The following is a 21,177-nucleotide window of genomic DNA, read 5'->3' as shown; positions in this document are numbered from 1 at the left end:
AGGCTATAAACCAAACACTTCCTGCTCCTTTGACATCGGATCCATGTCCTTTCCATGTATCTAAGGGAAACGTACCACGACCGTGGTCGTAGTAATCAAAAAAAGTGTATTGTCGCGGTAAACCGAATCCGATTGCGCGAATTCCCACAATTCCTTAATGAACATATCTGTAATATGGGCAGATTTCAAATACGCGCCATAATCCCCATCATGGGCAAAGTCGTCCGTTTCCCCATAGGCGATATACACCAATTTGGGGCGATTCTTTTTCATTTCCTCCAAGGCAAAATAATGAGTAAAAGCGTCCAACCTAACAGAACCCCAAGGACTCGGCACTTTTGGTTGCAACTCATTCAAGAACAGTTCTTTTTTTGAAAGATTCTCACCATCGGCCAAATCAAATCCCGCATTGACCGTAACCCCAGATCGCTCCTCGTTTACGATAAAGGGGAAAACATCCCAGCTACCAAATGCGGCCACTTTCTCCCTGTACCTTGCATCTGAATTCGCCAATTCTAGAATCGTTTTATTTGGATTGGGAATCTTATCATTACTTGTAATCCGCTCATCATCCGCCCTTCCGGTTAAAATCTCATTATAGCCTGGATAGGAAAACCACATGGAATTTGTCAAGTCCACCTTACTACCCAGTTTACGGTTTCCATGAATTTGTCCCATGGTCACAACCTCACTCCAAATAAATGGCATTAATACCGCTCTCCTATCTTCTGGAGATTCTTTCCAAAATTGCCCCTTCAATTCGGTGGTATCATGTACGAAATTCGTATTTGCCACCAAGAGAGAATCAGCTCCTGTAAAAAGTTCTTGCCATCGAAAGCCGTCCATCGTTATCAGAACAACGTTTGTGTTCTCCTGTTGCGATTTTAATTGTTGGCTGCCGAAAGACAACAATATGAGTATAATTGATATTCTAACCTTCATGTTTTTCTTAATTCATTTACCCCATTAAACTTAAGAAACCCACTTTCTTGTCGGATCCAAAAGTTATTAACAATTAGTACTGATAACTTTTTGTGTGCATTTCATCGAAAAAATTGCTCTTTTAATCGTCAAAATCAATTCAAAATATATTTTTGGCCGACCAAAGAACCAATTACTCATTTATAGTCAGCATATTAAATGAAAATACGCCTTTCTAAGTTCCCTGCCCTAGTATTGTTTTCTTTTTTTCTTTTGGTAGTTTCAACCTCCTGTAATAAGGAAACCGACTTGGTATCTGAATTTGTTATTAAAGACAGTTCCACATTAATCGACCAACAAAACGATGTTAGACTTGCTGAAATAGAGGAAGGAAACGATTCCAACTAATTCAAAGACTGTTCTATTGGTGACCTTTTCTTTCTCTTCTTTATAATACCTTAGTGGGAAACATTTAATTTATGTCCTCCCCGATCAAACGAAATATTTCACTTGTAGGCGATGCACAATTCACTGGGATAGAACTTACCCATGCTAAAGATTTTGCCGCAGGATTCCCGGGTATCAAAGTTGCATTACAACATACATTTAAAGAAATGGGGGCTTTGGAAGCTTTAGGAACCCTTTCCAAAATGAATCAAAAAGAGGGATTCGACTGTGCGGGCTGCGCATGGCCGGACCCTGAAAAACCTTCGAAACTCGGGGAATATTGTGAAAACGGGGCAAAAGCTTTGGCAGAAGAGGCGACCTACGAAAAGGTGGATGCCGATTTTTTCAAAAAATACAGCGTGGAGGAAATTTCCACATGGTCGAACTTTAAGATTGGTAAAAGCGGAAGGTTGACACAACCAATGTTATTGAAAGAAAATTCCGTACACTATGAGCCCATTCGCTGGGAAACAGCGTTTTCAATGATTGCCAATCATCTTAAAACACTAAAATCTCCTGACGAAGCTATTTTTTATACCTCCGGGCGATCTAGCAATGAAGCGGCCTTTCTGTACGGACTTTTTGTTCGTGCCTTTGGCACCAATAACATGCCCGATTGCTCCAACATGTGCCACGAAAGTAGCGGTGTTGCCTTGTCCGAGACATTGGGAATTGGAAAAGGATCCGTAAAGTTGGAGGATTTTGACATGGCTGAAGTCATCATGGTCATTGGACAAAATCCAGGTACCAACCACCCTCGCATGCTATCCGCTTTAGAAAAATGCAAAATGAACTGTGGAAAAATCATCAGTATTAATCCTTTGGAAGAAGCGGGTTTGATCAAGTTCAAGGACCTACAGTCCCTATCAGGAATTACTCAAGGCACCTCTTTAACGGATATCCATCTTCAGGTAAAAATCAATGAAGATGTAGCCTTATTGAAATTGATTCTGAAAAAGTTGGCCCATTTGGATAAAAGTGGTGAAAAGGTATTCGACCATGCCTTTATTGAAACGTATACCCAAGGAATTGAAGACCTATTAAAAGATTTAGACCACTATTCCGAAAGCGAGCTTTTGGAACGATGTGGTGTCCCTGAAAAAGCTATTGACCGAGCCGTCTCTATTTTAGCCAAGAAAAATAAGATCATCATTTGTTGGGCCATGGGTCTCACCCAACACAAAAATGGTGTCGATAACATAAAAGAATGTGTCAATTTATTATTACTGAAGGGAAGTCTAGGAAAGCCTGGGGCTGGAACCTGTCCCGTTAGAGGGCATAGTAATGTTCAAGGTGATAGGACGGTTGGAATTATGCACCATGTTTCAACAGAATTGAACAAAACCATAGAACGCGTCTTCGGTTTTATACCTCCGGACAAGGAAGGATTGGATACGGTAAAAGCCTTGGAAGCTATGCACGAGGGAAGGTCCAAGATTTTTATAGGATTAGGGGGAAATTTTGTATCTGCCGTCTCCGATACCCAATATGCCGCGGAAGCCATTCAAAATTGTGAACTCACGGTACAAATTAGTACCAAACTAAATCGAAGTCATTTAGTTACTGGAAAAACGGCACTAATTCTTCCTACCTTGGGCAGGTCTGAAAAGGACCATTTTGAAGGTAAGGACCGCTTCCTAACCGTGGAAAACAGCATGGGCCAGGTACATAGAACCAAAGGTGTACTAAAACCAAAATCAGAGCATTTAAAAAGTGAGCCTGAAATTATAGGGGGAATTGCAAATGCCTATTTTAATGATGGCCATCCTGTAGATTGGGCTGGTTTGGGTACCAATTATGATAGTATCAGAAAAAAAATGTCCCGAGACTTTGAAGGGATTCGAATCTGTCCAAAAGGCTTCTAAAGGAACAGGCTATTATTTACCCAATAATGTTAGAGAACTGGATTTCAGTAAATTGAAAAACGGAAAAGCCAAATTCAGTATCTGCAAATTGGCCGACCACCATTTAAAACCCAATGAGTTTCTATTGATGACCATACGTTCCCATGACCAGTTCAACACAACCATTTATGGTCTAAACGACCGATATAGGGGTATAAAAAATGAACGCCGCGTGCTTTTTATGAATCCTAACGATATGGAGAAGTTTGGCTACAAAACCTTGGACATTACAGATATAGTCAGCAACTACGATTCGGTCGAGCGGCGCGCTAATAAATTCTTGATTGTTCCGTACAACATACCACAAGGCAACCTTGGGGCCTATTTTCCGAAGCAAATATGGTGGTTCCCCACAACCACTATGCGGATAAAAGCAATACACCCATTAGCAAGTCCATCATCGTACATTTGGAAAAATCGGTATAGGGTTTTCAAGTAACCCTTGCAGTCATTCATTAATTTGAACTAACTTTAAAGTGGCTTTTTCCATTTTTTATTTTGTACTGCATTGTAGACATAGAAACCACTGGTAACGGAATCAAGGGTAATAAAATTACCGAAATATCCATTTTTAAATTTGATGGGCATGAGGTGGTGAATGAGTATACTACATTGGTGAATCCGAATGTGATATACCGTTCTTTATCACTGGGCTTACGGGAATAGATAACGACATGGTGCGAAATGCCCCAAAACTCGAGGAGATAGCCCCAAAAATATTGGAAATTACCTCGGAGGCCATTTTCGTAGCGCATAGTGTAAACTTTGATTACAATATCATTAAAAATGAGCTGCAGCAGATTGGTTTGGAATTTTCCAGGAAAGAAATTGTGTACCGTACGATTATCCCGGAAATTGCTTCCCGGTTATCATTCCTACAGTCTTGGAAAATTATGTTCTGCCGTTGGCATTCCACTCTCCGATAGACACCGGGCCCGTGGTGATGCCCACGCCACCATGCTCTTATTCCACAAGTTGCTGAGAACCCAAGGGGCAGAAAAAGTCTTTAAATCCTTTTTAAACGCTCGATCCCAAGAAGCTACATTACCACCCTCTTTGCCCGGAACCGAGTTTGAAAAATTACCTTCAACCCCAGGCATCTATTACTTTAAGGATTCCAAAGGGCATATCATTTATATAGGTAAGGCCATCAATATAAAAAAAAGGGTTCTAGGGCACTTCTATGATAAATCAACAAAGGAGATTTCTCTATGTGCAGAAACTGCTTACTTGGACTTTGAAGAAACTGGAAATGAACTGATTGCCCTTTTGCTAGAATCGGCGGAAATAAAAAAACACTATCCCAAATTCAATAGAGCGCAAAAACGAAAGATACAACAGTATGCTATTTTCAGTTATGAAGACCGAAACGGAATCCTGCATTTGGCCTATAACAAAATCAACATGGCGCCCAATCCACTATTGGTTTTATACAGTATTTCTGAATGCCGGGCCTTTCACGGAAGCATTGTGCGAAAACTTTGAACTATGCCCCAAGTACTGTCACCTGCAGGACAATGTGGATACCTGTTCGCATTTCAGGATAAAGAACTGTATTGGAATCTGCTCGGATATTGCACATTTGGAAGAATACAATGGGCGGGTTACCAACTCCGTGCGTTCATTAAAAGAGACAAAATCCGATTATGCCATCAAACTAAAAGGCAGAAATCCGGAAGAGTATGGGTTTGTTTTAGTCCATGAGAATCTTTATTCGGGCTATGGTTACGTTTCCAAGGATACGCCCCTTCTAACTTCGGATGATTTTGAAACGTATGTGAACAAGCAACGAAATACCTTGGAAACGCAACGCATCGTAGAATCTTTCGTTCGAAAAAATCCCAAAAGAATTGTAAGTTTTAGGGGAACTGAAACCTTTGAATACGATCAGTCCTTCAATTTATGATACATCCGTATTACAAAATACAACCAAAGAACAAAAACAAGCCCAACAATGATAGAATAAACCAAAACTACCTCCACTACTTCCTATACTTTAGATAGTTCATAAATCCTAAAATAGTCGGTGCCCAAAATGCTATGAATATCGCCTCTAGTTTTTGGCCACGTAAGAACATGACCTCGGAGACGATTATAATGGAAAGAACGACGAGGAGCATGATAAAATTCATCACTCCTATGCGTTTAATAAAACTTTTCAGCATACTATAAATAAATGGAATATTTAGGGTCTAACCTACAAACACGAATAGAACCCTTTTATTCCCGTTCATTTAAAAGTACAAAAATATGTGGTCAATCAAAGCAATGAATCTAGGACTGTTTGCCCTTACCGCTATTCATTAGACTGAGCATTACCAAAACAAGTGCCACCACGACAACTGCAAAAACTCCGATCATAATGATGCCATTGCTCCAATCCACCAAGGGTATTATTGTTTTCATATCCTTTTCTCTTTATAAATGATTACTATAGACTCAGGACTTTTCCTGAAGAGCTTACCCGCCCTTTTAATTCATGGATAAAAATAAAGAGGACAATTATTGAATTTTATGATTTACATCATAAATGCAATTCTAAAGAGAATTACTTTCCAGTTCTTTTATTCTCATAGGCCACTCGGCTCCTAGTGAGGATAATTGATGGGCATTGTCAAAATAATCGACCGCTTCCTTGGTCTTCACGAACAAAAACTCCTTTTGGAGCTCATTAATAATATTGGTAGTAAAAATAATATCCCTCATAGGTCCAATAGCCCCAGCTATGTAAAATTGCAAGCCCATTTCATGGATTTCATGGATGAGTTTCGAGAGAACATCCGCGGCTGTCGCGTCGATATACGTAATGGCTTCGGCATTCAGAATAACCGCTTTTAAATCCGGTCCCTTGCCCTTAATCTGTTTTAGTAATTCTCTCTTAAAATAGGCTGAATTACCAAAATAAAGCTGAGAATCAAACCGAATGATCAACAAGTCCTTTCTGATAATAACCTCATCGTCAAATCGTTTAATATTCTTGTAATAATCGGAACCCTTTACATTGCCCAATTCCGCAAAATGAGGCTTCGATGTCCGGTATACCATCAATAGAAGAGATAAAAGTACGCCTACTACTATCCCCTGGGTTATCCCTATAAAAAGAGTGACCAGTAAAAGTAATCAATAGCACAGCAAATTCATCCTTTCGGTCTACCCATAAAAACTTGGCATATTCCAAATCTATTAACCCAAAAACGGAGACCATAATAATACTTGCGGAACGGTATTGGGAAGGTATTGGAAAATTGGGGTGAAAAATAGTAACGTCAACACGACAAGAATAACACTAAACAATCCAGCTAAATTTGTTTTGGCCCCCGACTCTTGATTTATGGCAGACCTTGAAAAACTGGCCGTTGAGGCATATCCCTGAAAAAAAGACCCTAAAATATTGGAGGTCCCTAGGGCAATCAATTCCTGATTTGGGTCAATGGTCTCTTCCCCACTCTTTTCTTCCATGGCCTTGCCAATCGATATCGTCTCCAGGTACCCTACCAAGGCCAAAGCGATCCCCATGGGCCATAGACTTTGGATGTTTTCAAAGGTTATTTTGGGAAGAGTAAAAGAAGGTAGTCCACTGGGAACCTCACCTACCAATTTCATTCCATACGCATCCAAACCTAAATAATAGACAGCCAAAATACCAAGTACCACTACCAACAGAACTGCCGGAAAACTTTTTTTCCATTTCCTAAACCCCAAAATAATTAGGATGCCTACCATACCAAGCCCCAAATCAAACAGATTGGTATGCCCCATTTGTTGAAATGTCAAGTTTACTATTTCATGAAAATGATTGCTATTGGGAACACTAATTCCCAACAAATGTTTTAATTGGCTTACCATAATGATAATGGCTGCGGCCGAAGTAAATCCACTGATTACGGGTTTGGACAAAAAATTGACCAAAAAGCCCATTCTAAATATCCCCAATAAAAATTGGGTAGCCCCAACTATCAATACCAGTACTACGGCAAGGGCAATGTAATCTGCCACATTTGTGATGGCGAAAGTGCCCAAAGCAGCCGCTACCAAAAGGGAATCCATAGCTACGGGACCCATGGCTACTTTTCTTGAGGTCCCGAGTAGCACATAGGCCAATACTGGAATCAAAGCCGTATACAGGCCATAAACAGGAGGGAGTCCGGCAATCATGGCGTAAGCCATACCTTGCGGAACCAATACGATTCCTACGGTAAGACCCGCAATTAGGTCTTTTGTAAAATAGGCCCTTTTATAGGTAGTTGCCCATTGCAAAAATGGTAGAAAACGCTTCACCATCCAAAGTTAATCAATTAGCCTTTCACGGCTCAGGTCAACAATTTGTTAAACTCCAAAGCCTTCCCTGCCCGTAAGTCCAAATCTTCTTCCGCATCAAAACCCTCCGGATAAATAAAAAGAAAACCCCGCATGGGTCTACCCGTAAAATCCATCTTTCGGCTCCCTTCCTTCTCCAGCAGTTCCTCATAATTCAGCTTTCCCACCCGTACCATCAATCGGTCTTGGCCGGTTTTTTTATCCCTATCCACACCGATGCACATTTTGCCGTTGACCATAAAAAGGTAACCCCCCATCATTTTCTTTTCCTCCAAAATTCCGGCTCCTTTTAAACGATTTCTGACCCTCTCAACTATGTATTCACTATATGCCATAATCAGATATAAGGTTTACTTACTTTGTTGATTTAATAAATATTATAAAAATAAGAAGAACAGGGGCCTTACTTCTTTTCAGCCTGCTTTAGTGTTCTGTAACCGTTGAAAATAAGTAGCGTGTTAAATAGCCAAAATGCTCTTACAAGCCGAGATATTTATGGAAAAACCAAACCAAGATTCAGGTTCAGTTTCGGCTAGGGAGCCAACAAAAACTAGAAGCGAGACAATTCCACCAATCAATAAAAATACTTTTTTGTTCATATGTTAGGTCTTCCTAAGTTTACAAATTGGTTATTTGTTTTCTTTTATCTGTCGTGGCACGAGTTGAAAACTCGCGGGAGCGGGGGTTTTAATTTATTAAAGTTAGAACAAGAACTCTTCTTTCAACTGGATCAGTATAATCCAAATTATAATCTTTTATTCCTTGTAATATTAGGTGAACAGGTACAAAACTACCTATTGCCTCTGCATAGTTGTAATATAGATCAATGAAAGGGCTTTTGCTTTTTGCAACCTTAATTGCTTTAAAGTAGTTTCCTTGGAAGTTAAATTTCACTAGTTTTTTTTCTAATTCAATAATTGAGTCAATTTTAACTGAGTCTTTTGGACTTACATAGTTTGATGTCTTATAACTTTTTATTTTACCACCATCATCAATGTAAGTCCATTGAGTAATTACTTCTTTATCCCTAATCCACACCGAATCGGGGGATAGATATATTTCTTTAAATAATCCACTTGAAATGAACATCTTTTCATTCTCTTCCGAAATCAATTCTTTTTTTTCGGGAAAATTTTGTTGAGTAATGTCAATCATAAAATTCCAATAGCTATCTGATATGTCCATGTCGGGGTATCTTTTAGCTAAAAAATTGTTTTCAAAATCTTCGGTGAGTTTTGTTAAGATTTCACTTTTTTCAGGATCTAATATTTCTTCAAATTTTTCCAAATCCGCAGAAGGTCTTTTACTAAAGGGTAGTAAAAGCAAGATTGTAAAAAATGCAAGTAATTGCTTCATATGTTTGCTAACTAGGATATATAAACACCTTAAAACGCTTGATCCTCCCTCCCTCAAGATACAAAAACCCAAAATCCAAATTAGCTTGCTCCACGGCATAGGGGTAAAAGGTGATGGGTTCTATACAGACCATATTGGGGACTTCCGTCCACAGCATAAAGTGTTCAAAACCTTCGGTTTTGATGGTCAGTTCCAATTGGTCCTTGAGTATAATCGAAGATTCTTTAGGTACTTGAAGGGCCCTGCTTCCTACCGCCATAACTTGGGGAATGGAAATCTCCTTTTCTTGGGTTTTAATGAGTGGATTCTCAGTTGCAAGATTGAAGGCTGGATGATATCCCAACATAAAAGGCATTCCGTCCTCACCGTTGATTTCAAATCGTATTTCCGGACCATTTTCGTTCAAATAGTACGACTTAACAAAATTGAAGTCATAGGGCGGAATAGTTCAGGTTCAGTTGATTTATCCGGGTATTTGGAATTTTTCACCTTAGTATTCGCCAAATAGCGCTTTTCAAAAACCGCCTTCGTTTCAGTGTTGTCAAGCAGTTCATATTTCAGTTCCCGAAGCAATCCATGTTGATCTTGGACGGCCTCACCTTTGGGAGTATTTACTTTGAAATCGGCCTCATTTGTCGGATCAATGATAGGAAACATTTCGGTATCGGAATTTCGCCAACCTGGACTCCCTTTTTGATGGATCAATTCGTAGCCACCCACAGAATAGCCTACCAGTTCACCCTCGTCAATACGCACTTTTTGATTTTCTAATGAAAGTATCGTCATTCTATTCGTTTATTAATCGGTAGATCAAAATTGCAGTTCTTTTGGTCAATGCTTCAATAGTATTCAAATTCACGGTTTCTTCGGGAGTATGGGCACCCGAACCCATGGTTCCCAAACCATCGAGACAATCCACATATTCCGCCACAAAGGAGGTATCGGCAGCGCCTCTTCTTCCGGGATCATAGGCGACTACCTCGCCCTGATTTAAATCGAGGCTGACTTGATTCAATTTTTGCAAAAGGGCATTATTACCCTCTGTAGGCGACATAGCCGGGTACATGTCGGAAAATGAAATTTTCGCGGAGGTCACGGGAAGGTTATTGGCTACCACAGCACGCATTTTATCACGTGCTCGTTCCTTTTGTTCCTCTGAAATAAAGCGGAGTCCTCCTCTAACCTCAGCCCTTTGGGCCACCACGTTCGTTTTTCCAAAAACCGTCCCTTTACTGGCCATATCGTCAAATGTGACAAAAGTGCCTCCCAACAACGTCCCTGGGTTAAATGTTAAAAGGTCCTCGCCTCTTACCTCGTTATAGAAATCATTCAAAATTCGTGACATTTCAAAAATGGCCCCAGCACCAGTGTTTTCACTAAATACACCGGAAGAATGGGCCCGTTTCCCTTCCACTTCCACTTTCCATTCAGAAGAGCCCCTGCGGGCCACTGTAGCGTAGTTAAAGCCGGTAGATGTTTCAAAACCAAGTGCTATATCGCTTCTTTTTGCCGCATCTATGAGGTCTTTCCTACTTATATCCAATGGGTTTCCAGCGCTTTCTTCGTCGCCCGTAAGGGCAACGATAATTTGTGCATCCTTGAGCAGGTTATTATCCTTCAACGCTTTCAATGCATATAAAATAATGACATTCCCCCCTTTCATATCATTTCCTCCAGGAGCATGGGCCGTACTATCAGTAACCATAGTAAAGGTTTGGAAAGGACTGTCCTCCTCAAAAACCGTATCCAGGTGACCAATCAGCAATAATTTTTTCCCTTTGGCGCCCTTAGTCTCCGCAAATAGATGCCCTGCTCGGTTCATCTCGGGCGGCATTGGAATCCAATTGGTTTCAAAACCGATTTCCGAAAAGGCGGTATTGAATTCGGCCCCGACTCGCTTCACACCTCCCGATTCAGGGTGCCACTATTAATATTCACCACCTTTTTTAAAAAGCCGATAGCATCGGCATTATTGACCTCGATACTTTTGATTATTTTTTTCTCGGTTCGGGATAACTTTTGTCCGGCTACATTTTGGGCAATCGGGAAAAAGAGAGCGACTAAAAGGATTTTTCGAATCATAACATTTGGTTTCATCCAAATGTACCTAAAACCGTTGCAAAATGAAACATCAAAGACCAATCTTAAGGCTCACCGTGAAATGATACTATGATGTTACATGTGACCATTTAAAAACAATAGTAATAAGCATATGAAATTCAATTGTATCTAAAAATCGACCATTTATTCGAAACGAATAGCCTTCACAGGGGTAATCTTGGTAATAATGTACGAAGGAATCAAAAGCATCAATAGACATAGGAAAAGGACACCTACGTTCAATATAATTATAGTCATTAAATTGATATGAACCGGAATGTATTCGATATAATATTCCTCCGGATTAGGAAACTTGAAGAGACGGTATTTATCTTGCACCCATATAAAACCTAACCCTACCAAATTCCCCCGAATAATCCAATCCCTATCAAATAAGCCGCATTGTACAAAAATACTTTACGTATACTCCAATTTGTAGTCCCCAAGGCCTTCAGTATTCCGATCATATGTGTACGCTCCAAAATCAAAACCAAAAGAGCCGTAATCATGTTGATTCCCCCAACTATGATCATAATGCCAATAATCAGTCCTATATTGAAGTCGAACAGGCCTATCCACTCAAAGATTTTATAGTACTTGTCCCTTAAAGTTGTGGTATTTAAATAAGATACGGTCTTGTTATAGATCTCATTATTCTTTTCATCGATATCATCAAAACTATTCAATAACACCTCAAAATTGCCCACCTCATCATCTGCCCACTTATTCATTTGCTGGATGTGGCGGATATCAATAAAAATATAGCGATTATCAATTTCTTCAAATCCGCTGTCATAAATACCAGTGATGGTGAACTTACGCTGGTTGGGCATTTTATTGGTATCATCGTCTCTCAAAAAAAAGGTAAAGAAGGAGTCCCCCACTCCCAACTTCAAGCGATTGGCGGTAATTTTTGAAATAAGCACATCTGAATTCAAGTCGCCAGTATAATCTGGTAAGCTTCCTTCTATTAAAAATTCCTGAATCGGGCTCCAGTAATAATCCGATCCTACTCCTTTGGCAATGATGCCTTCAAACGTTTCCTCGGTTCGGATAATACCCCCTTTGGTAGCCACTGCCTGTACATGAAAAATCCCATCTACATCATTGAACCTAGGATAGAAATCTTGTTTTGTTGATACGGGAGCTACGGAAACCTCGGAGCGATTGTTGTCATAATTGGAAATCTGGATGTGACCATTAAAAGCCGTTACTTTTTCCCGAATCTTATATTTTAGCCCAACCCCTGTGGCAATGGCGATCAACATCATTATAACCCCAATGGCAATGGCAGCTATGGCAATTTTTATTATTGGTGCGGAAATACTAATTTTATGTTCCTTACCCGTAATAAGCCGTTTGGCAATAAAAAATTCTAAGTTCAAATGAAGTTGTTTTTATACCGATTCAAAAATACCCTTTTTTTATCTTTTTTGATCTGCATTTCCTGTGGAAACTCCAGTAGTAAAAGTGTGCAAACAGCTGAAAAAGATGATAAGAAAACAACTATAAAAGCCACAGAACCCATAGTGGTAGCCGCTAATAGAACCGAAGAATATCTTCCCTTGTTGACAGGAAAATCGGTTGGAATCGTCGCGAACCAAACATCGATCCTTTTTAAGGAAGACGGATACACCCACTTGGTGGATTCATTATTAAAATGCAGGGTTGACATTAAAAAAGTATTTTCCCCGGAACATGGGTTTCGAGGAAAGGCCGATGCCGGAGAAAAGGTAGCGGATGGCATGGATCAGGAAACAGGACTCCCCATCGTTTCCCTTTATGGAAAAAACAGAAAACCTTCGGAGGAACAGTTGGCAGGTCTTGATATGGTTTTGTTCGATATACAGGATGTTGGCACTCGATTTTATACCTATATCGCTACATTACAATTAATCATGGAAGCCTGCGCCGAAAGCAATATTCCCGTTTTGGTTTTGGACTGACCCAATCCAAACGCACACTATGTGGACGGATCCACCATGCAAAAAGAACATTCCGGTTTTTTGGGCATGAATGAAATTCCCTTGGTGTATGGCATGAGTATTGGCGAATACGCAAAAATGATCAATGAAGAAGGCTGGTTGGAAGGTGGTAAAAAATGTGACCTAACCGTTATTCCACTGGAAAACTGGATCCACGAGCACATATACCAAATCCCGATACGTCCCTCCCCCAATTTACCCAATGATACTTCCATCAACCTGTATCCTAGTCTCGGGCTTTTTGAAGGTACCAACGTCAATGCCGGGCGTGGTACGGAATTTCAGTTTCAACGGTATGGGGCTTCCTTTATGGATTCCACCGCCTATAGTTTTTCCTATGTCCCTCAACCCAATTTTGGTAGTAAATACCCCAAGGAAGAGGGTAACATATGCTACGGTAAAGACCTTTCCAGTACTCCAAGAATCAATGAAGTTTCCTTGCAATGGATATTGGATGCCTATAATAATACAGCCGACAAAAGTAGGTTCTTTAATTCTTCAGGATTTACAAAGCATGCCGGTACCCCGAGCTTCAAAAACAGATAGAGGAAGGCCTTACGGAAGCGGAAATTAAGTCCTCTTGGCAACCTGACCTGGAAAAATTCAAGGAAATACGGAGAAAGTATTTGATGTATGATTAAATATCAAATTATTCAAAATCACTTTTATTAGTAGGCCTACGATATTTGTGAAACGGTTGCTTTAACAATCCGGAAACACTGGAATTTTCCTTTTCATCGGGGAAGGTGTCCACACCGTACACAATTGAGCCCCTTTCCAAATGCATATATGTTCCGAACAATCGATCCCATAGGGCAAAAATATTTCCGTAATTGCTATCGGTGTAGGGCAATACATAGTGATGGTGAACTTTGTGCATATCTCGGAGATACAATCAGATAGCTTAAATATTTATCCAATTTTGTGGGCAGTTTAATATTCGCATGGTTGAACTGGGAAAGAACCACGGATAGGCTCCGGTATAACATAATAATACCGATGGGAGCCCCAACAACAAATACTCCCAATAGCGTAAATAGATAACGTACCAAGGACTCCAAAGGATGGTGCCTATTTGCTGTCGTAGTATCCACATGATGGTCGGAATGATGCACCAAATGGATCATCCACAAAGGTTTCACTTTATGCTCTACCCAATGGGCCAAATACGCCCCGAAAAAATCCAAAAGCATCACACCAAGCAACACATACAACCATAGTGGCATGGTAGGTAACCAATTGATAATGCCAAAATCATTGGCAATCGTCCAATCCGATGTTTTCAATAGCAAAAAAGCCAAGAAAAAATTTATGATGATGGTCGTAAGGGTAAAAAAGAAATTCGGAACAGCATGTCGCCATTTTTTATACCGAACCGTAAATAATGGAACGATACCTTCCAGTACCCAAAAAAAAGTAATACCTCCCACCAGTATCAGGGAACGGTGCAAGGAGGGAATCGTTTCAAAGTATTGAATCAATTGCTCCATGTTTCTAAATATACAAAATCAACCCAATTTATTTTTAAGTGATTACAATTGAATATTCCTTTTCATTTCCTCTACAATATTGTAGGCAGCCGGACAAATAGCCACATTTTTTAAGGTCAGGTGACTTATCTGTTGGAACTTTTTTCGGTCCGTATGGGGAAACTCCCTACAGGCTTTGGGCCGCACAGAATAGATAGCACAGTAATTATCGGTATCCAAGAAAGTACAGGGAACTTGTTGAAGCACATAGTCATTTTCTTCATCGATTCGTAAATAGGCATCGATAAACTGTTGCGGTTTCATCCTAAAATGTTTGGCAATGCGTTCAATATCGGTATTGGTAAATAATGGGCCAGTTGTCTTACAGCAATTGGCACAGGTAAGACAATCCGTTCGTTCAAATTCGGACTCGTGCAATTCCTGCATGATATAATCCAAATCCTTAGGTGGTTTCTTCCTTAATTTAGCAAAGAATTTCTTGTTCTCGGCCTTTTTATCGGAAGCCCATTGTGGAAGTTGCCTTAGTACTTTATCCATCATTTAAATTTTCATTCCAAAACTAGGTAAGTACTTTTTAAAACAAGATTTTTGTGGGACAAAAAATTTGCGATTTGTCAAAAGATATTTTGGGCAAGGCCCTGTTGGATTACCACAACCTAAAGTACACGGAAGATATTATCATCCATTCGTCCTTAGGAGAGGACGATATATTGCCAATCCCCTACATGTACCGAGGCTTTGACAAAATGCCACTTTTAGAACAAATTGCTTTGCAACACTCTAGCGGGAGCATTCTGGATGTAGGCTGCGGCGCAGGAAGCCATAGTCTATACTTACAGGAAAATGAATTTGACGTGACTGGTTTAGATGCATCTCCCGGTGCCATTTCGGTGTGTCAGCAGAGAGGAGTAATGAAAACAATCCACTCGGAATTTTTAAAAATCAAGGACCAAAAGTATGACACATTGCTTTTATTGATGAACGGAATCGGGATAGCCGGAAAGTTGAAAAACTTGGACAAATATTTGAATCAGATGAAAATGTTATTACGCCCAAATGGTCAGGTTTTGTTGGATTCCAGCGATATTCTATACATGTACGAGTCCGATGATGAAGATGGAGGCTATTGGATTCCCCAGGATATGGATTATTATGGGGAGGTCACTTTCACTATGGAATATAATAATGAAGAAAGTGAACCTTTTGATTGGTTGTACGTAGATTTCAATACCCTTAGAAGGGCCGCAAATTACAATGGGCTGGAATGTGAATTGCTAAAACAAGGTGAAAATGACGACTATTTGGCCCGTTTAACCTTTATCTAATACTAGTATAGTATCTTTATCGTTCTGCTATTGAAAAAGTTGTTTATGGGAAAATTTAGAATAATTCAGTATTTGCTCGTTTTGGTCTTTATCTTTTCGTGTTCAAAGGATAATAATACCGAGCCGAGAAGTTGTTATTGACAAGACGCTTAATCTAAAAGGTACAGGAGATTCAGCCAACGATATACTCTCCAATGAACTTTATACAAAAATCCAAATAGAAATAGCCTACGTGTCCGGTTTTAGACCTACTGCTACGGCTATTTCCGACTTCACCGACTTTTTAAGACTACACACTTTTAAGGACGATATTGAATTCATTTACAAGGAATTAGATTCCCCCGATGAAGAAAGCCTGACGTTACAGGAAATTGCAGATTTGGAAACCGATAATAGGATCGCCTATAGCAATGGTTCCACTTTAGCCGTTTATATCTATTTTTCAGATGCGCCATCGGAAGACGATGATACGGATGAGGGATTGGTTACCCTAGGGGCCGTTTATAGAAACACTTCCATGATTATCCATGAAGCTACCATTCGTAAATTGGCCAGCCAAAGTATTGCCGTAAGCAATGCCGATGTGGAAGCCGCTACTTTGAACCACGAATTTGGCCACCTTTTTGGCCTAGTAAATTTAGGAACAACGGCCCTAACCGACCACGAAGATAGTGCCGCCGAAAATCATTGTAATGTAGAGGGATGTCTAATGCGTGCGGAACTACAATTCACACTTTCCGGCAAGTCTAGTTTGGATCTAAAAAAGGGTGCTTATGCGGCAAATCAAAGTCCGGCTTGCGTTCTTACGGGCGCCACGGTCATGAGTCTTCTACAACCTTCAAAAACAGGCAAAGCTGTTGAAATTCCTGGTTTAGGTACCGCTTGTATCGAGGACATACAAGGCAACGGCGCCGAGATAGCACCAAAAATCTTAGGGAATATTTAGGTATTTATGGGTCTGTAAGGAAACCTTCCATTTGGGGTTTTTCATTACATACTCTACAATCATAGGGACTACTTTATCCCGAACGCTCCACTCCGGTTGCAAATAAAGAATACATTCTTTGTTCGTCAAGGAGGCTTGCTCTTCTGCAAAGATTAAGTCGTGCTTGTTATATACAATGACCTTTAGTTCATCGGCTTCATCATAAATTTGTCCAACGGGAAGTTTATTTTTTTTGGGTGAAAGGCATATCCAATCCCAATTGCCGGTCAAGGGGTATGCCCCTGAAGTTTCAATGTGAGTTTTAAGATTTCGAGCCTTTAATTTATCCGTCAATGGACCCATGTCCCAAGTTAAGGGCTCACCACCGGTAACTACAATGGTATCTGAATATTTGGCCGCATTTTCCACTATTTTGTCAATATCCGTTGGTGGATGCGTTTCGGCATTCCAACTTTCCTTCACATCACACCAATGGCATCCAACATCACATCCACCGACCCTTATGAAATAAGCTGCCGTTCCTTTGTGAAATCCCTCTCCCTGAATGGTATAGAACTCCTCCATTAAGGGTAGTAGCAACCCCTGATTCACCAATGCCATGGTATCCTTTGTTCCCACGTGTTTAATTTTTTATTACTATTTTGACAATCAGTGAATTCCAATATTGGAACTATTTAGATTGCCATAAAAAATCCCTCAGAGAGGGTTTCATTCGGCAAAGATAGGAAAAGACTTGGGCAAAGTTTTCAGCCCAGGGAAGCAATTTTAGGTTGAAGGCACATCTTTGGCGGTACAGTCTACTACCTTATAGACCTTGCCATCATATTTGGTAAAAAGATAGAGTTCGCCAGCACTGTCCATACCCCATCTTAGATCTACACGTGCACCACCCAACAAGGCATTAAAGGTAGTGGCTTTTGAGTTCAGTAGAAATTCCATTTTTTGGATGGATGCCTGGTTGCCAATGGATACATTACCCACATCCGCAATGAAAATGGTGCCCCGTGGAATATCGCCAAAAAGGTACTTGCCCTGGAGTTTATCCAACGTACCATAATAAACATAGCCTCCTGAAACCGCATTGCCCTCATCGTGGTCATATTCTATGATGGGATAGACATAGCCCCCGTCATCTTTGGGTAGCGGATAGACGACCTCTGTATTGGCACTGGAATCAAATAAAAAGGTACCCTCCCTGTTAGGCCAACCATAATTTCGTCCTTTTTCCACAAGGTTCACTTCTTCTAAACTATGCCGGCCTATATTGGAGACATACATTCGAAGAGGATCTTTGGCATCCCACGAAATCCGATGGGGGTTTCTGAAACCATAGGCCCATATTTCTGGAATACCTTCCCCATTCCCTACAAAGGGATTATCCGAAGGAATTCCGTATTTACCATTATCGCTATTACTTCCCAAAGGGTCTATTCGGATTACCGTTCCCCATATCTCGGTCCTTTTGGCCTACTAATTGAGGCTGATCGGCATATATGGCCCCGCCATCACCAACACCAAGGTATAGGTATCCATAATCGGTATCCTCCTTTTTTGCCATGGAATTGAAGGAAACCTCTTGAAATCCATGCGAAGTACCCATCATGTCCACCCGTAACAGTTCCCTTTTTGACCCCTTGAACCTTGAGGATAAGGGGTCTTCGACCTTCCATTCGGTAAGTATCCATTGTAATCCAACCTTTAGGCTATCAGGCAGCGGGAAATCGGCCTTACGCGTATGGGCCGGTTCAGTATGGGTTGTATACAGTAGTCCGTTTTCATCAAAATTGGGGTGAAAATCAAAACTGCCAAGACCCGTACCAAAACCGGGGACATTGATGAAATTTGGCAGTTCCACGGCCATATCCGGATAGCTAGTGACCGTAGATTCCTTGGCCTCGTATAATGTACCGTTCAAATCAGCTATAAACTGTCGTTCCCCTTCAGGTGTGGGCAAGGCAACAAATTTATTGATACGAGCCTTAGGATGATGGTCTGCACTGGCGGGCACTTGAAGCACCTCTTCTAAAACCAGCAGGAGATTGGACTGGGTTATTTTTTCAGGAATGGGGTCCGTAATGGCCCCGGATCTTTTCCTTTTACTCTTTTTTTCCGCCTCGGAATACTTATGTAGAAAACCTAATAGGCCCTCCAAATCATCCTGGGAAAAATGCTCAAAAGCCGGCATGTACGTACCATAGGTTTCATATAGCCGAACTGCCCTTACGTCCCCGGCCACTATTTTATTCTTAGGGTTTTTTATAAAATCGATAAGCCAAGCCTTATCTACCTTACCGGTTACACCGGCCAAACTTGGGCCAATGTTATTTGAATTAAAATCATGGCAACTGGCACAATGTGTATTGAACAACTGCATGCCTTCCTGTACGGATAGTTCATCCTGACGGTAGGTGTCCACTCGGTCTCCTGTATCGGCCATATCCTTTTCACCATTGCTCTTACAAGAAAAAAAGGCGAAACTAAGGCCCAAAAGCGTTAAAAAGTGACCTTTTGGTATAAAAAATGACATTATCCCTATTTAAATGATGTATCTGTAATCCAAGGAAAATTCCCCATGAACCTCCCTAAAATAGTACTATTGAACAAATCTTTTGGTTAGAAAAAACAAATTTTACAAGCCCTAAGATACACATTGCGTCCAAAAAACAAGGGACAGAAAGGGAGGCCGTGGCACCTTTTTGCATCAAGGCATACATTCCCTTTTTCTTTTGCTCAAAAATCCGCTATTTTTAGCAAAATTTTTGAGTATGGCGTCCAAAGAGGAATTTTTTGAACATATTGAAAACGGATATGCTACCAAAGGCGACTATATAACGATGGGTGCCGCAATGTTAAACGGGGAAGCAATGACCAACGCCTTGGTAAAGGTACCCTTGAAAACATTGAACCGACATGGGTTGATTGCCGGTGCAACGGGAACGGGTAAAACAAAAACATTGCAAGTGCTGGCAGAAAATCTATCGGATAAAGGTATTCCGGTACTTCTTATGGATCTTAAAGGTGATTTGAGCGGACTGGCCCAACCAAGTCCTGGTCACCCAAAAATTGACGAGCGCCATGCCAAAATTGGAATTCCGTTCGAATCAAAGAGTTTTCCAGTTGAGATTCTTTCACTTTCGGAACAGGGCGGTGTAAAACTTAGGGCCACGGTTTCTGAATTTGGACCGATACTACTTTCGAGAATTCTGGATCTTTCCGAAACCCAGGAAGGTATTGTTGCGGTAATCTTCAAATACTGTGACGACAATAAATTGCCGCTATTAGATCTCAAGGACTTTAAAAAAGTATTGCAATATGCTACGGGCGAGGGCAAGGCGGAATTTACGGAGGAATATGGGCGAATTTCAACCAGCTCCACTGGAACCATCCTGAGGAAAATAATCGAGTTGGAACAACAGGGAGCAGACCTGTTTTTTGGTGAAAAATCCTTTGAAGTCAATGACCTTACCCGAATCGATGAAAATGGTCGGGGATATATCAACATAATTAGGCTTACGGATATTCAGGATAGACCTAAATTGTTCTCCACCTTTATGCTCAGTTTATTGGCGGAAATTTATGACACCTTCCCTGAAATGGGGGATAGTGAAAGACCGGAGCTCATTTTGTTCATAGACGAGGCCCATCTCATCTTCAACGAAGCATCAAAAGCTCTTCTAGATCAGATAGAGAGTATCGTAAAATTGATACGTTCTAAGGGAATCGGGTTATATTTTGTCACTCAAAACCCAACGGACGTACCTAACGAAGTATTGGCACAATTAGGTTTGAAGGTACAACATGCGCTCAGGGCCTTTACGGCCAGGGACCGTAAAGCCATTAAGCTAACAGCAGAGAACTATCCCATTTCCGAATATTATGATACCAAGGAAGTTCTTACCTCTTTAGGAATTGGAGAAGCTTTAATATCCGCCTTGGATGAAAAAGGAAGACCAACGCCTTTGGCTGCCACCTTATTACGGGCTCCAATGAGCCGTATGGATATATTGTCGGAAAATGAATTAAAAGACCTTATTGATAATTCCAAACTGGTAAAAAAATACAGCGAAATAATCGATCGCGAGAGCGCCTATGAAATTTTAAACGAAAAAATTGAAAAGGCGGAGGAACTGGCCCAAAAGGAAAAGGAAAGAGGTCAAACTACAAGAAGAGCATCTAGCAGTAGTAGACGAAGTACCGAGACAAAATCCAGTGATTAAAGTGTTGACCAGTGCTACCTTTATAAGAGGTGTACTTGGCGTATTAAAAAAAGTCATCCGATAATTTTTATGAAATGAGCTATGCGTTTGCTACTATATTCTGAGATGTCAAAACGATTTGCAGCCCTTTACTGGGCGAAGTCAAAGTATGTTCCTTAAAACAGTATCT

At 40.6% G+C, this 21,177-nt stretch carries 19 protein-coding genes and 6 pseudogenes; 10 read left to right on the top strand and 15 right to left on the bottom strand.

The features are described 5' to 3' along the window. Positions 1-60: 60 nt before the first annotated feature. Positions 61-942: a phosphoglyceromutase gene (locus NYZ99_RS04145; protein ID WP_260573716.1), complete on the bottom strand. Its 882-nt coding sequence runs from the start codon at positions 940-942 to the stop codon at positions 61-63. A gap of 458 nt (positions 943-1,400) precedes the next feature. On the opposite strand from NYZ99_RS04145, the gene NYZ99_RS04140 reads away from it, so the two are divergent. The 6 genes and pseudogenes from NYZ99_RS04140 to NYZ99_RS21265 all read left to right on the top strand — a co-directional run bounded on the left by NYZ99_RS04140 (position 1,401) and on the right by NYZ99_RS21265 (position 5,178). Beyond that, a complete protein-coding gene (locus tag NYZ99_RS04140; protein ID WP_338039300.1) occupies positions 1,401-3,233 on the top strand; it encodes an FdhF/YdeP family oxidoreductase in 1,833 nt (610 codons plus the stop codon). Then, positions 3,199-3,711 (top strand): molybdopterin dinucleotide binding domain-containing protein, encoded by a 513-nt coding sequence (locus NYZ99_RS21285; RefSeq protein WP_338039299.1) that lies wholly within the window; start codon positions 3,199-3,201, stop codon positions 3,709-3,711. Before NYZ99_RS04140 ends, NYZ99_RS21285 begins: the two co-directional genes overlap by 35 nt. Before the next feature lie 59 nt (positions 3,712-3,770). Then, positions 3,771-3,938 carry an exonuclease domain-containing protein gene (locus tag NYZ99_RS21280; RefSeq protein WP_338039298.1) on the top strand — a complete coding sequence of 56 codons (168 nt, stop codon included), beginning with the start codon at positions 3,771-3,773 and terminating at the stop codon, positions 3,936-3,938. Positions 3,939-3,946: 8 nt separating this feature from the next. Further along, a pseudogene (locus NYZ99_RS21275) lies at positions 3,947-4,018 on the top strand (hypothetical protein); the annotation flags it as partial. 40 nt (positions 4,019-4,058) lie between these two features. Continuing rightward, complete coding sequence (locus NYZ99_RS21270; protein WP_338039490.1) at positions 4,059-4,757, top strand: hypothetical protein; 699 nt, start codon at positions 4,059-4,061, stop codon at positions 4,755-4,757. Beyond that, complete coding sequence (locus tag NYZ99_RS21265; protein WP_338039297.1) at positions 4,741-5,178, top strand: hypothetical protein; 438 nt, start codon at positions 4,741-4,743, stop codon at positions 5,176-5,178. The genes NYZ99_RS21270 and NYZ99_RS21265 overlap by 17 nt, the downstream gene beginning before the upstream one ends. Positions 5,179-5,546: 368 nt before the next feature. Here NYZ99_RS21265 and NYZ99_RS04130 read toward each other — a convergent pair whose 3' ends face one another. The 9 genes and pseudogenes from NYZ99_RS04130 to NYZ99_RS04095 all read right to left on the bottom strand — a co-directional run bounded on the left by NYZ99_RS04130 (position 5,547) and on the right by NYZ99_RS04095 (position 12,430). Next, a complete protein-coding gene (locus NYZ99_RS04130) occupies positions 5,547-5,678 on the bottom strand; it encodes a hypothetical protein (RefSeq protein WP_260573714.1) in 132 nt (43 codons plus the stop codon). Between the two features lie 132 nt (positions 5,679-5,810). Beyond that, complete coding sequence (locus NYZ99_RS04125) at positions 5,811-6,317, bottom strand: sodium-independent anion transporter (protein WP_260573712.1); 507 nt, start codon at positions 6,315-6,317, stop codon at positions 5,811-5,813. Between the two features lie 138 nt (positions 6,318-6,455). Beyond that, positions 6,456-7,553, bottom strand: coding sequence for a SulP family inorganic anion transporter (locus tag NYZ99_RS04120; RefSeq protein WP_260573710.1), 1,098 nt, complete (start codon positions 7,551-7,553; stop codon positions 6,456-6,458). A 29-nt stretch (positions 7,554-7,582) separates the two neighbouring features. Next, the gene (locus NYZ99_RS04115) at positions 7,583-7,924 is read right to left on the bottom strand and encodes a TfoX/Sxy family protein (RefSeq protein ID WP_260573709.1); all 342 of its coding nucleotides are present in this window, start codon (positions 7,922-7,924) and stop codon (positions 7,583-7,585) included. A 352-nt stretch (positions 7,925-8,276) separates the two neighbouring features. Beyond that, positions 8,277-8,945: a hypothetical protein gene (locus tag NYZ99_RS04110; RefSeq protein WP_260573699.1), complete on the bottom strand. Its 669-nt coding sequence runs from the start codon at positions 8,943-8,945 to the stop codon at positions 8,277-8,279. Between the two features lie 7 nt (positions 8,946-8,952). Further along, positions 8,953-9,351: an aldose epimerase family protein gene (locus tag NYZ99_RS21260; RefSeq protein ID WP_338039296.1), complete on the bottom strand. Its 399-nt coding sequence runs from the start codon at positions 9,349-9,351 to the stop codon at positions 8,953-8,955. Continuing rightward, positions 9,348-9,731 (bottom strand): hypothetical protein, encoded by a 384-nt coding sequence (locus tag NYZ99_RS21255; RefSeq protein WP_338039295.1) that lies wholly within the window; start codon positions 9,729-9,731, stop codon positions 9,348-9,350. The genes NYZ99_RS21260 and NYZ99_RS21255 overlap by 4 nt, the downstream gene beginning before the upstream one ends. A 1-nt stretch (position 9,732) precedes the next feature. Next, positions 9,733-11,027: pseudogene (locus tag NYZ99_RS04100) on the bottom strand (M20/M25/M40 family metallo-hydrolase). 162 nt (positions 11,028-11,189) lie between these two features. Further along, positions 11,190-12,430: pseudogene (locus tag NYZ99_RS04095) on the bottom strand (ABC transporter permease). Between NYZ99_RS04095 and NYZ99_RS04090 the strand changes: the two are divergent. Next, positions 12,431-13,671, top strand: a pseudogene (locus NYZ99_RS04090) (exo-beta-N-acetylmuramidase NamZ family protein). A gap of 8 nt (positions 13,672-13,679) precedes the next feature. Here NYZ99_RS04090 and NYZ99_RS04085 read toward each other — a convergent pair. After that, positions 13,680-14,520 (bottom strand): annotated as a pseudogene (locus NYZ99_RS04085) (sterol desaturase family protein). Positions 14,521-14,562: 42 nt separating this feature from the next. Next, a complete protein-coding gene (locus NYZ99_RS04080; RefSeq protein ID WP_260575326.1) occupies positions 14,563-15,057 on the bottom strand; it encodes a YkgJ family cysteine cluster protein in 495 nt (164 codons plus the stop codon). Between the two features lie 74 nt (positions 15,058-15,131). Between NYZ99_RS04080 and NYZ99_RS04075 the strand changes: the two genes are divergently transcribed. Together NYZ99_RS04075 and NYZ99_RS04070 are read left to right on the top strand one after the other, a co-directional pair. Further along, the gene (locus NYZ99_RS04075) at positions 15,132-15,845 is read left to right on the top strand and encodes a class I SAM-dependent methyltransferase (protein WP_260573698.1); all 714 of its coding nucleotides are present in this window, start codon (positions 15,132-15,134) and stop codon (positions 15,843-15,845) included. 232 nt (positions 15,846-16,077) lie between these two features. Then, entirely contained in the window at positions 16,078-16,791 is a 714-nt protein-coding gene (locus NYZ99_RS04070) for a hypothetical protein (RefSeq protein WP_260573696.1), read from the top strand. On the opposite strand, the gene NYZ99_RS04065 is transcribed toward NYZ99_RS04070, so the two are convergent. From NYZ99_RS04065 to NYZ99_RS04055, 3 genes are all read right to left on the bottom strand, one after another. After that, on the bottom strand, positions 16,777-17,391 hold the full coding sequence (locus NYZ99_RS04065; RefSeq protein WP_420845248.1) for a 7-carboxy-7-deazaguanine synthase QueE: 615 nt from the start codon (positions 17,389-17,391) through the stop codon (positions 16,777-16,779). The genes NYZ99_RS04070 and NYZ99_RS04065 overlap by 15 nt on opposite strands. A gap of 165 nt (positions 17,392-17,556) precedes the next feature. Further along, positions 17,557-18,213, bottom strand: a complete 657-nt coding sequence (locus NYZ99_RS04060) for a PQQ-dependent sugar dehydrogenase (protein WP_260573691.1) — start codon at positions 18,211-18,213, stop codon at positions 17,557-17,559. Next, a complete protein-coding gene (locus NYZ99_RS04055; protein WP_260573689.1) occupies positions 18,203-19,318 on the bottom strand; it encodes a c-type cytochrome in 1,116 nt (371 codons plus the stop codon). The genes NYZ99_RS04060 and NYZ99_RS04055 overlap by 11 nt, the downstream gene beginning before the upstream one ends. 238 nt (positions 19,319-19,556) lie before the next feature. On the opposite strand from NYZ99_RS04055, the pseudogene NYZ99_RS04050 reads away from it, so the two are divergent. Then, a pseudogene (locus tag NYZ99_RS04050) lies at positions 19,557-21,072 on the top strand (helicase HerA-like domain-containing protein). Positions 21,073-21,177 lie beyond the last annotated feature (105 nt).

The sequence above is a fragment of the Maribacter litopenaei genome, assembly GCF_025244665.1.
In the GTDB taxonomy this organism is placed as follows: Bacteria; Bacteroidota; Bacteroidia; order Flavobacteriales; family Flavobacteriaceae; genus Maribacter; species Maribacter litopenaei.
The sequence above is the reverse complement of the archived record's forward strand: the minus strand, read 5'-3'. Positions and strand labels throughout refer to the sequence as shown.

Bases quoted from the DNA above. Each gene is read 5' to 3' on its own strand.
- NYZ99_RS04145 (WP_260573716.1), bottom strand. From the start codon at position 942: ATGAAGGTTAGAATATCAATTATACTCATATTGTTGTCTTTCGGCAGC.
- NYZ99_RS04140 (WP_338039300.1), top strand. From the start codon at position 1,401: ATGTCCTCCCCGATCAAACGAAATATTTCACTTGTAGGCGATGCACAA.
- NYZ99_RS21270 (WP_338039490.1), top strand. From the start codon at position 4,059: ATGAGCTGCAGCAGATTGGTTTGGAATTTTCCAGGAAAGAAATTGTGT.
- NYZ99_RS04130 (WP_260573714.1), bottom strand. From the start codon at position 5,678: ATGAAAACAATAATACCCTTGGTGGATTGGAGCAATGGCATCATTATG.
- NYZ99_RS04125 (WP_260573712.1), bottom strand. From the start codon at position 6,317: ATGGTATACCGGACATCGAAGCCTCATTTTGCGGAATTGGGCAATGTA.
- NYZ99_RS04120 (WP_260573710.1), bottom strand. From the start codon at position 7,553: ATGGTGAAGCGTTTTCTACCATTTTTGCAATGGGCAACTACCTATAAA.
- NYZ99_RS04115 (WP_260573709.1), bottom strand. From the start codon at position 7,924: ATGGCATATAGTGAATACATAGTTGAGAGGGTCAGAAATCGTTTAAAA.
- NYZ99_RS04110 (WP_260573699.1), bottom strand. From the start codon at position 8,945: ATGAAGCAATTACTTGCATTTTTTACAATCTTGCTTTTACTACCCTTT.
- NYZ99_RS21255 (WP_338039295.1), bottom strand. From the start codon at position 9,731: ATGACGATACTTTCATTAGAAAATCAAAAAGTGCGTATTGACGAGGGT.
- NYZ99_RS04080 (WP_260575326.1), bottom strand. From the start codon at position 15,057: ATGGATAAAGTACTAAGGCAACTTCCACAATGGGCTTCCGATAAAAAG.
- NYZ99_RS04065 (WP_420845248.1), bottom strand. From the start codon at position 17,391: ATGGCATTGGTGAATCAGGGGTTGCTACTACCCTTAATGGAGGAGTTC.
- NYZ99_RS04055 (WP_260573689.1), bottom strand. From the start codon at position 19,318: ATGTCATTTTTTATACCAAAAGGTCACTTTTTAACGCTTTTGGGCCTT.